The following is a 10,338-nucleotide window of genomic DNA, read 5'->3' as shown; positions in this document are numbered from 1 at the left end:
GGGTGAGGTTGAAAAATGTACTTCATGCAAACGAGAACCGCTATAAATCAATCTTCTCGAATCCATAAGAATACAGAAACAAATAATAAGACCTCATAAAGAAGTCTTATCTAAAACACTTAATGTTAAAAATCTCAAATGTATGATAGCAAGTAGTATCTCAGTGAGAACTAATTTCTTGCAGAGAGTATTAACTCACCAACACTGCTGTTTTGCGTGTGTTTTCTGAGCTTTGTTGCTGTGTTTGTTCAGGTTTATCCTGTAACAACTGAGTGTAAAGTTGAGCAAGTTGAGAAGCCACTCCTCCCCAACTGAACTTTGTTTCAACCCGCTTTCTAGCTGCTTGACCTAACTCGTCTCGCCATTGGGGATTGGTAAGAATTCGGTCAATAGCAGTCGCAAAAGCACCAACGTCTTGTGGTGGTGCGAGTAAACCTGTTTCTTCAGGGACAACTGTAAACTGAAGTCCGCCGACATCACTGGCGATGACTGGTGTTTGACTCGCCATTGCTTCAATTGCGACTAGTCCGAATGGTTCGTAGTGACTAGGAACAACACAAACATCAGCAGCAGCGTAGTAATATGGCAGAATTTCTTGACTCAAACGACCAGGGAAAGTCGTAAAGTCGCTCATTCCTAATTCGGTGACAATATTCTCTATGCGATCGCGTTCTATTCCATCACTATGACCTGGACGGCTACCACCACCAATCATTAATTGGAGTTTTCCAGATTCTCGTAACTGAGACTCTCCTACAGCACGTACGAGTGTTTCTATGCCTTTGCGTGGATCAAAACGTCCTACATACAATACCAATTTTGCATCCTCATCGATTCCCAACTCAGCTCTTGCTGCTTGTCGGTCTACACAACCAAATTTTGCGATATCTGTACCGCAGGGAATAATGTCAATATTTCCTTTTGTAGAAACAAGCGATCGCATGTGTTCTTTTTCCTGCGGACTTGTCGCCACAATGCGTTCGGCTGTCTCTAACACCTGTTTTTCTACTGCTAGTCGAGTACTCGCAATTAAAGGAATCGTATCAATTGTGTTGTACTTGACAGCTCCAAGAGAGTGATATGTATGAACCTGCTTACTTCCTTGGATTTCCTTCAACTGCATTCCTACCCAGCTAGAAAGCCAGTAGTTTGTATGAACCAGAGGATATACGAAGCCGTTTTTTTGCTGATATTCCAGAAAATTATCTATAAATTCTGGCAAGTATCCGAACAAATCGTCTCGGGGCACAAATTCTACAGCACCAGCTTCTAATCGAATCGTTCGACAGTTTGGGCTATGTTGAACTATTGTTTCTTGTTGGGCACTCACTTTGCGGGTAAACATTTCAACTTCCCATCCAAGCTTGGCTAGTGCTTCTCCTACTTGGCGCACGTATACGTTTTGTCCTCCAGCCTCTTCTTTCCCGATTTCAACTGCTGGATCGCCGTGTACTGAAATTAGGGCGATGCGTTGCTCAGTTTTAGAGTTCATAGTTTGTTGGTGTCTTCTGGTTAAGAGGGTTCAGGCAAATTGCGTATGCAACAAGACTTTATACCTCTCGGTAATTTTAATTAATCTTCATTTTAATTTAAATTTAAGAACATTTTTGTACATCTGCTACTAGAGGTAGTTTTTCTGTACGTATTTATATTTAAAATATTTATAGTTAACTCGTAATATTTTCAACTTATATACTTAATAAGAAAATTTAAACTTTGTCATTCTAATAACATATATGAGGTTTCATTCATAATTCGTGAAAACACAAGAACCCCGACTTTGTAAGAGTTATCAGAAAACGCAATACCTAAGAATCAGCGGTTCTTGTGACAACATGTAATCAATTTTAAAAACAGATTAACAAAATAAAGAATCGCAAATTTATTCGTGTCAAACCCTTGTCCCAGAAGGGGATGAGCTTTTTGCTTTAATTTTTGTAATGCTCTGTCTTGGTGTAGGAGTACGGTCCCAAAATTGCTCCCCAAGTTGCTTTTCCTGTCGTAGAGTCAATCCCTTTATCATAGCTGAGAAATCTATTATCAGTAACTTCAAAGCCCAAGGAAACTTGTATGTTATTACTACCAAGACTAAAACAGCAACGAGTGTCTGGAGGCGGAGTTGCATTGAACTTATAACTATTGGGAGCTAACAATTGTTGAGTCACATTCAACACACATCCAGGTAGCAATTCTAAGTGTTCAGGTGTCAGCGTGTTGAGTAAAGCAGGGTTACGACCAGCAGCAATCACACTAGTTGGGTCTTTGAACATATAATATTGTACTTTAAGGGGAACATCAGGGTGACTCCCGCAGGATAACCGCATAATGCGCTGACGATATGGTCGCTCTAGGTTGACAACATTGGCTTGTTCAGCAAAGATAGTAAAACTATCTTCTTGAAACAAAGGAACTGGTCTGTGCCACAGACGAAGGTGAACGTACCAAACTGGTTCTGCAAGAGCTTGTTCTCGATTATCAAATTCACCAGAGAGATAGTCCGCTAGAGCAAGTAGTTGTGGTGGAAAAGTTGTAGATGTCATAAAACCTTGTGGAATGTGCGCAAACCTTATATCAGTCAAGCACAATGTCAAGCTGCAAGTCACACTTATTGATTAAGTGCTGATAATATGCGAGCGCTCAACACCCAACGATTAGAATCTGGCTTAATCCAACGCTTTTGTTGTTCATTAAAATTACGTTGTTCAATGATTGCTGCTTGCAAGTCTTTCTTTTGGTGAGCATCCAGTTTAGACACCATCTTCTGTGCAGCTCGCAATGCACTCGTTTGCTCAAACGCTGTTTCTGAATGACGAATCAGATGTAAAACTAAATCAAAGTATATTGGGTCAAAAGACCATTCAGCAACAGAAAGTCCAAGTAACCTTTTACCTTGGTCACTTGAGCGCAAAAGGTCTTGAACCTCTTGTACAGAATATTGTACCTTGGGAGCTAAAGCACGCATCTGTCCAGTTACAGATTCCATTTCAAATGTTCGCTGCACTCCGGAAGGCATAGTTATTCTCAGTTGTTTGTAGCGTTCGGCTAAGCGTTCCATTTCCTGTCTTGCTTCTGACACAGGAATTGTTGATGCGTAAACTTTCTGCCATTCTCGACTAATTTGACGCATTTCTTCTTGCTGTTTCGGTGGGGCGACTTCTTCTGCCCGCTTAGTTTGTTCAATGAGAAATCCGAGTGAATCAGAGGTTAATGACTCTAGCATTGTCTTCATACCTGAACCACCAATTTCTCCTAATGGTGTCTTTAGTGCTCCTCCGCTCAAAGCAAAAACTTTTAATATAGATGGTAACCAAATCAGCGACAAAAAAATTGCTGTTGTATTCGTAACTTTAAATTTAAATGAAAATAATTCTTTTTTGCTCCAACCAATTTCACAAGTACTAATAAGAATAAGAATAATAGTAATAATTAACCATTTTTTAGGAAGTTGGAAGATGCGTTGCAGTAACCAATCTACTGCTTCCCTGGAAATCAGACTTTTATTAGCCTCAGAATTATCAGATTTGCTGTCCATACTCTTACTTATTTTATTGAGCGTCAGAATCAACCTTTGGATTCGCCACTTTGTTTGTGTTGGGAAACCTGTCCACTGCAAATGGCTTACCAATAACGCTCCACTTCAAGATTATTCTCCTCTGCGGCTTTTAGAATAACATCCCGCAACAATTCATGTTTTAGTGGTAACACATTTTTGAGTCGCAGGAGATGTTTTGCACGTTCATATAGTGCGATCGCCTCTTCATCATTATGAGCATTGCGGTAAATAATCCCTTCAATTTCAGGATATACTTCTTGTTGCTCATAAAAGTAGCGCGACCAAGCTTGACTTAGACCACGTTTGGGTGTTTTTGCCAGAGTTGCGTCATTCGCACCAGCTCGCATTGCACCAGAACCGCGTATATCTAATAATCTTAAGCGACTTGTGCAAGAGATGATCGCAATCTGGTGGTCAGTTATTTCTATACAGCCTGTGTCACCAAAAACTTCTACTAGACAGCTCGAAAGTAGATCCACAGGTGCTGCATAGTATATTCCACGTTCTGGATTATCCCATGCTTTGCGCTCTAGTGGCTTATAACAACCAGGAGGAGCGAAATGTTTTTGTAGGATGAGTGTCTGTTCATCCGAAGACGCTTCCTGAGTTTGCAACTCACAAGTCTCATCATTTTCTTGTGCAATGTCAACACAGGAACATTCTCCCAAATGATGGTCAAAGCGATGAAGTGGGCCCCAAAAACGAAAAGAAATAGCAGTCGGACTATATTCCGTCTGGAAAATTCTTAAAAGTTCTGTACCCTTTTTTAAGGTACAAAATTTTGGTCTCGGCTTGCTCAAGCAAGGAGGTGGGGGTGTTATTTTCACCACATTTTTTTCACTCCTATTCTAGTTAATTGACAAAATTTGGAGACTTAACGTTCCATAGCGGTCTAAAACGTTGCAAAACCTAAAACTCCAAGCTTTCTCAACTGGAAGATTCACAACCACTTCATGTGATTCCGGAAATTTTTTGTGTGGTTATGGAAAAATTTTCGTCATTTCAGCTACTTTTAACTGAGTTTCATAAATGGAAATACTGAAAAACCCGGTTACAGCAACCGGGTTTTTTAAGTTTAATAAAATCCAGTGACTTAACTTTAATACATAACTAATAGACTCCCACAGACCTGGCTTCAGCAATGACTTCATTTTTACAACCATTTTTCAAGGCTTCTATAGGCGTTAGTCCATTCAAAGCTTTGTTATGTCGAGTCAGCCAACTTATTTTGGACATCGCAGGAACATTTAGGACTTTCAAAACATCTGGTAATCCAGCAATCACCCCATCCGGTCCTTGAGGGTCGAATTGCCAGATAGGAAATTTCCAAACTCCATTGTCTTGAACTGCTATTAAACTGTTCTTTTTCAGACGATCATGTGGCGTCTGACGAGTTGTATTCAGCATTTGAGCGACTTGAGGAGCAGTTAATGAAGACTTGAGTAACTCATGTCTCCACTTAAAATTTTTAGTCAAAGCAGTAATTTCTAATCGACCTCGCTCTTCATCACTAAGTTTATTAGCACCAAGTTTAGCAGCAAACTCAGTTTCAGCCTTAGAATACTTTGGCTTGCTAGAAGTCGTTTCCATTTTGTCCGCCAAGTATTTAATTTCATCAGGCTGTAACGAATTCAGATAATCCTGAAATCCCCTTGCGATGCTCCCCAAAGCTTCTTGCATGACATCTTTTGCGCTTGGAGCATCTATTGTGACGTTAATTCCACTCATCATTTCACCTCGTTTGACATTCTCATCGAAAATTTGGGTCCCAAACCCCGTCCTTCGTTTGACGGCTTTTATTTTTTTTGCGAACCATTGCCGCCTTGGAGGTACAGCAATCCCGTGTAGTTTTGCAATCTACTTTCGTTTGGGCAATTACAAACTGAAATCTTTCCCTCTGTACGCACAATAGTTTTGCTCCGTGGAGCCTTCCCGGAAGGGAGTGAAGTTAGCCGAGACAAAGTTATTGGTCGGTACTTTATCGAAGACACTGACTTAACCCTCTAAACCTGTTTAATCTTCGATTTCTAGAGCTACAAACTGGCTTCGTATCCGTAGGTAGGAACTTAAACACTTACCAATAACGTAGTACTCAAGGTACTGAGTCGGGTCAACTAATCCGACTGGCTTGAGGCTAGAAGCCCCTCGCCTTCAGGCAGGGGTGTTGACAATCTGTTAAGCTATAAATTCAAATTATGTAAGAGATGTCAAATAACTACAATTCCAGTATTCTATGTTCCTGAGTGAGTTAAGGTCAAAGTAAGGATTGAGTTGTGTATGACTTGTGTGTGACTTGAGTGACAAGTCTTGATAAGATAATTAATACATATATAAAGTTATTTCTTATGGAGTATAATGAGCAAGCGATCGCTTCAAACATCTGCCGAGGGAATTAAAAAAGCGCAAGCCGCCCTCATCCGCAATTCACTCACGCAACAGGCGTTAGCAGAAGAACTAAATATTAGCCGTCAGCCAGTGAGCAAGTTTTTTCAAGGTAAACCAGTTGACCGCTACATTTTTGTCACAATCTGCGAGAAATTAGGATTACAATGGGAAGAAATTGCAAGTTCCTGCTCACTTCCAGACTTAGATAATGCAGCAAGTACCTTCCAGATAGAGAGTCTGGTACAAACAGCAAGAGAAAAAATTCATGACAGTATTCACAGGCGTTGTGGCATAATCCGGCTGCTAGATCAAGAGAAGCCAACGAGGTTGGATAGCATTTACACCGAAATCAATATTTTGGAACGAGTGACTGGACGTAGGCGTCTTTCTATTGCCGAACTTTTACAAACTTGTTGTCACCAGGAGAACTGTGAGCGTATTGACTTGAGTCAGATTGACCAAGAACGAGTACCAGGATTAGAAGCAGTAGAACGCTACAACAAGTTGCTAATTTGGGGAAAACCAGGTTCGGGTAAAACCACTTTTTTGAAATGGGTAGCTATCCAATGTAACATAGGTCAGTTTCTGGGGAATGCTATTCCAATTTTTATCACCCTTAAAGACTTTGCCCAGACGAGAGGACAACCAAGCTTGTTGGACTACATGACAAGACAATTTGAGGAATGTGGAGTTGTTGAACCTCAAGCAGTTCTCACGCTTTTGAATCAGGGGCGATCGCTACTTTTACTAGATGGATTAGATGAAGTCAGGCAAGCTGATCTGGACTGGGTATTGCAGGAGATTCGTGCTCTTTCAACCCGGTTTTGCGCTAATTATATAGTTATAACTTGCCGGATTGCAGCGCTAGAATCTACTCCTTGTGACTTCACCGAAGTGGAAGTTGCCGATTTTGATGATCAACAAATTGCTCACTTTGCTGGCAAATGGTTTCAAGCTCAGGATAAACTAAAAGCAGAACGCTTTATGCAAAAACTGCACCGAAATCAGACGCTTGGCGAACTAGCGGCGAATCCCTTACTACTGACTCTCTTATGCTTGGTGTTTGAGGAAACAGGTGATTTTCCAACTCATTGTTCACAGCTTTATCAAGAAGGACTAGATTTATTACTGAAAAAATGGGATGCTAAGCGTGGTGTTGAGCGTCATCAGGTTGATAAGCGACTCTCGCGACAGCATAAAGAAGACTTGCTCAGTCAAATTGCTTGGACAACTTTTGAAGGCGGGGAGTACTTTTTCAAGCAAAGTGCTATAGAGTCACGGATTTGCCATCATATCCATACATTACCTGAGGGTAGCACCTTTTTTGAAACACTTCAAGTTGACAGCGAAGATATTTTGAAGTCTATAGAAGCTCAGCATGGTTTACTTGTTGAGCGAGCAAGAGGTATTTACTCCTTTTCCCACATCATATTTCAGAAATACTTTGCTGCCAGAAAAATTGTTACTAGTTCACCATCACATGCAGAAGAAATTTTTAAAAACCTTGTCTGTCATATGAGTGAAAAACGCTGGCGAGAAGTCTTTTTGTTGGTAGTGGAAATGTTGCCCAACCCAGATGACTTATTGCAGTTGATGAGGGAGCATCCCAATTTTGCAAAAATACCCGACGAATAGAATTCGCGGCTATACAAACCAAGTCCACTGTTAACAGTGCCAATTGCATAAGGTTCGTTCAATCAATCTATTGAAAGAATGAATTTATTTAACGACTTATGAGGGGAAAACCTGTGTCTAGGGAACGATTTGGCTGATAAGCCAGATGAAGTAGAAATAAGATGCTAAATAAAAATGCTGATTGTATTTTATGGAAGTGAATGATTTTATGAAACGGCTTTCGACTGTCGGACGTTGGATGGCTACAGCTGTGTTGTGTGTGTTGGCGATCGCTTTTGTTTGGCAGGGTGCGTTTTTCTCCAAAACTACAGCAATGGCTGCTCCTGCTGCAAACTTAATAGCTGATACAGACATAGCCTCTGAGGTTCAAGGGAAAGTCAGCAAAGATGCTGGACGAGCCAAGAGTTTTATCCGAGATACAGCAGATAAGGTTGAGCAAACTGCAAATAAAAATGCCAACCGAGTTGAGCGAGCAACCGATGACAATGGTAGTTTTGTTGAGCGCAAAGCAAACAGAGATGCGGCTCGAATTGAGCGAAGAGCTGAGGAAGATGCAGCTCGGACTCAAAAAGCAGTAGACAATACTAAAAATGTTGTTGAACGCGCTGTTGATAACATCAAGGATACTTTTAGCAAGTAGAGCCATACTTTTGCACTAAATCATCTAATTCAGCTTGCATCATCGCACGAACTCGTTCGTAACAAGCATCTACATAAGGGCGATCGCGAGCTGCTGTATAACCATAGCGTTCAAACACAATTGGCGCACACACACGAGTATGGATTTGTATGGGGAATGGGATATTTGGTAAAGGTCCAATTCCCACTCCCCAAGGTAGCCCTAGATAAATTGGGAATACGCCCGTGTTTCCATCAAGTAACCAAGGAAAGCCCCATTCATGCAATTGTTTCATCTGCTGATACAAGTCACCTAGGATAATCAGAGTTGAGTGTGTACCATGAGAAATAATCGGTACAATTGGAGCCTCCTCTCGTAAAGCCAGTTTGATGAACGCCTTATTGTTTGCCAGATGAATTCGGTTTCGCCAAGTGTAGGGACGAAACAAATCCTGGGCACCTCCAGGATAAACTAGTACCGCTGCATCTTTTCGTAAGGCAGCACTCGCCATTTTGGGACGTGCTATAATAGCTCCTACCTGAGCACCGGGTATAGCAAAGATGGGACTGTGCCAAGCTGACGGATGCATGAGAGCGTAGGCTAATCGCTCGTAACCAAAGGTACGGAACCAGTCATATATGAACATCGATGTATCTGGTGAAGCTAACCCGCCATTATGAGAGCCAACGATCAGCACTTTTCCTGTTGATGGCATATGATGCCAGCCAGAGGTTTGAACCCGAAAATAGTAGCGGTAAAACCATTCCCATATTGGCATCCAAGCTTTGATCACCTCAGGGTTTCGCTCCGACAAAGACCAACCATTAAACCTCCGATGAGAGGATTCTTCGCCAGTAACCTCGTTGCTTGTGAAAAGACTTAACTTGTCTAGTAGTTCGGAGAATGGGTTGGAGATTTTGTCACCGTAGCCTTGGTTGAGCATAAAAATAATATAGAAGAAGAAGTCAGAATTCAGTATTCACAAAGCAATAACTGCAGGGAATTCCTCACAGAGTTTTTTCAAATGAGCGAACGTACAGTCACAATGGTTGTTGTAGTTCCAATTTACCATCATGCGACTAAGGTTTTGAGCAAATGTGCAGCACAATGCTGTTACGAGCAAAACTTTGCTATTACTTAAGACAAACCTCAAGCGCCATCAGTTGATGCATTAATTGCAGAAAATATTGATGAGTAATCTGTTTCAGAGAAAGACATTTTCATTGCCATTTCAAGAATGTCGCGCACACCGTGAATACTGCTGAGATTTAAACTCGTTGATTTTGCTTCTGAGATAAACAAATCTACGTCTTTCATCAAGTGTTTTGTCGGGAAATTAAGATTAGCATAATTGCCCTCAAGCATCGGTTGTAATTTTTTGTCGAAAATCGGTGCATACAAAGCACTTTGGCGGAGAATGTACATAAACAAGTCTACATTGATGCCTTGATGCTGAACAAAACCAAGACTAAGAGCAAAAGCTGTTGTCAAAGAAGCAATCAGTTGATTCAGTGCCAATTTTAGCGCTGACGCAGTTCCTACAGAACCAACAAGCAGAGGTTCTGGGCCAAAATGTTTGAATAACTCTAGGTGGCGTTGATATTGTTCTTGGTGTGCGCCTACCATCACAATCAGTTTGCCATCCTTGACTTCTGGAATACTACCTAAAACAGGCGCTTCTATATACTCGCCACCAGCCGCAACCACTGCTTCCGAGATTTCTTGACTTTCTGTGGGAGTAATTGTCCCCATTTGAATGATGCTGCGTCCCGCGACAGTTCGCCAAGACCGATCCGAAAGCAAAACACTATATATAGCTGCAGCATTACTCAGCATGAGAATGATAGACTCAGCAGCGTTAATTGCTTGATAGGGGTGTGTGACGACTTCCGCACCAGCAGCTTTAAGTGGTTCTAACTTTTCTGGGGTGCGGTTGTAAGCAATAACGTCCACATTTGCCTCTAGCAACCTTTGAGCCATTGGTAGTCCCATTAATCCAGTCCCCAGAAATGCTACCTTCATTTTTTCACCTTCCCTTGGTAAGCGATCGCTCTTCAATATGATTGATTTTCATTATTTAAGAAGTCAGGAGTTAGGAGTCACCTCAGAGAGTGGGGGGAGTCGGGGGGAGTGGAGGGAGTGGAGG

The 10,338-nt window shown here is 41.5% G+C and carries 9 protein-coding genes; 2 read left to right on the top strand and 7 right to left on the bottom strand.

Annotated elements, in window-relative coordinates; all coding sequences use genetic code 11:
• Positions 1-190: 190 nt before the first annotated feature.
• From DP117_RS31740 to DP117_RS31720, 5 genes are all read right to left on the bottom strand, one after another.
• A complete protein-coding gene (locus tag DP117_RS31740) occupies positions 191-1,492 on the bottom strand; it encodes a glycosyltransferase family 1 protein (protein WP_169222159.1) in 1,302 nt (433 codons plus the stop codon).
• Between the two features lie 436 nt (positions 1,493-1,928).
• On the bottom strand, positions 1,929-2,540 hold the full coding sequence (locus DP117_RS31735; protein ID WP_169222158.1) for a chromophore lyase CpcT/CpeT: 612 nt from the start codon (positions 2,538-2,540) through the stop codon (positions 1,929-1,931).
• A gap of 65 nt (positions 2,541-2,605) precedes the next feature.
• Complete coding sequence (locus tag DP117_RS31730; RefSeq protein ID WP_169222157.1) at positions 2,606-3,532, bottom strand: hypothetical protein; 927 nt, start codon at positions 3,530-3,532, stop codon at positions 2,606-2,608.
• 86 nt (positions 3,533-3,618) lie between these two features.
• Complete coding sequence (locus tag DP117_RS31725; protein WP_339381092.1) at positions 3,619-4,383, bottom strand: RES family NAD+ phosphorylase; 765 nt, start codon at positions 4,381-4,383, stop codon at positions 3,619-3,621.
• 280 nt (positions 4,384-4,663) lie between these two features.
• A complete protein-coding gene (locus tag DP117_RS31720; protein WP_248277919.1) occupies positions 4,664-5,284 on the bottom strand; it encodes a hypothetical protein in 621 nt (206 codons plus the stop codon).
• Between the two features lie 624 nt (positions 5,285-5,908).
• Between DP117_RS31720 and DP117_RS31715 the strand changes: the two genes are divergently transcribed.
• Both DP117_RS31715 and DP117_RS31710 read left to right on the top strand, forming a co-directional pair.
• Complete coding sequence (locus DP117_RS31715; protein ID WP_169222156.1) at positions 5,909-7,573, top strand: NACHT domain-containing NTPase; 1,665 nt, start codon at positions 5,909-5,911, stop codon at positions 7,571-7,573.
• 190 nt (positions 7,574-7,763) lie between these two features.
• Positions 7,764-8,213 carry a hypothetical protein gene (locus DP117_RS31710; protein ID WP_169222155.1) on the top strand — a complete coding sequence of 150 codons (450 nt, stop codon included), beginning with the start codon at positions 7,764-7,766 and terminating at the stop codon, positions 8,211-8,213.
• Here the strand turns inward: DP117_RS31710 and DP117_RS31705 are convergent.
• Positions 8,203-9,135, bottom strand: a complete 933-nt coding sequence (locus DP117_RS31705) for a lysophospholipid acyltransferase family protein (protein WP_169222154.1) — start codon at positions 9,133-9,135, stop codon at positions 8,203-8,205. The two genes, DP117_RS31710 and DP117_RS31705, sit on opposite strands and share 11 nt — an antisense overlap.
• 206 nt (positions 9,136-9,341) lie before the next feature.
• Positions 9,342-10,214 (bottom strand): NAD(P)-dependent oxidoreductase, encoded by an 873-nt coding sequence (locus tag DP117_RS31700; RefSeq protein ID WP_169222153.1) that lies wholly within the window; start codon positions 10,212-10,214, stop codon positions 9,342-9,344.
• Positions 10,215-10,338: the final 124 nt, after the last annotated feature.

Source organism: Brasilonema sp. UFV-L1, from assembly GCF_012912105.1.
In the GTDB taxonomy this organism is placed as follows: domain Bacteria; phylum Cyanobacteriota; class Cyanobacteriia; order Cyanobacteriales; family Nostocaceae; genus Brasilonema.
The sequence above is the reverse complement of the archived record's forward strand: the minus strand, read 5'-3'. Positions and strand labels throughout refer to the sequence as shown.

Bases quoted from the DNA above. Each gene is read 5' to 3' on its own strand.
- DP117_RS31705 (WP_169222154.1), bottom strand. From the start codon at position 9,135: ATGCTCAACCAAGGCTACGGTGACAAAATCTCCAACCCATTCTCCGAA.
- DP117_RS31715 (WP_169222156.1), top strand. From the start codon at position 5,909: ATGAGCAAGCGATCGCTTCAAACATCTGCCGAGGGAATTAAAAAAGCG.
- DP117_RS31735 (WP_169222158.1), bottom strand. From the start codon at position 2,540: ATGACATCTACAACTTTTCCACCACAACTACTTGCTCTAGCGGACTAT.
- DP117_RS31730 (WP_169222157.1), bottom strand. From the start codon at position 3,532: ATGGACAGCAAATCTGATAATTCTGAGGCTAATAAAAGTCTGATTTCC.
- DP117_RS31740 (WP_169222159.1), bottom strand. From the start codon at position 1,492: ATGAACTCTAAAACTGAGCAACGCATCGCCCTAATTTCAGTACACGGC.
- DP117_RS31710 (WP_169222155.1), top strand. From the start codon at position 7,764: ATGGAAGTGAATGATTTTATGAAACGGCTTTCGACTGTCGGACGTTGG.
- DP117_RS31700 (WP_169222153.1), bottom strand. From the start codon at position 10,214: ATGAAGGTAGCATTTCTGGGGACTGGATTAATGGGACTACCAATGGCT.
- DP117_RS31720 (WP_248277919.1), bottom strand. From the start codon at position 5,284: ATGATGAGTGGAATTAACGTCACAATAGATGCTCCAAGCGCAAAAGAT.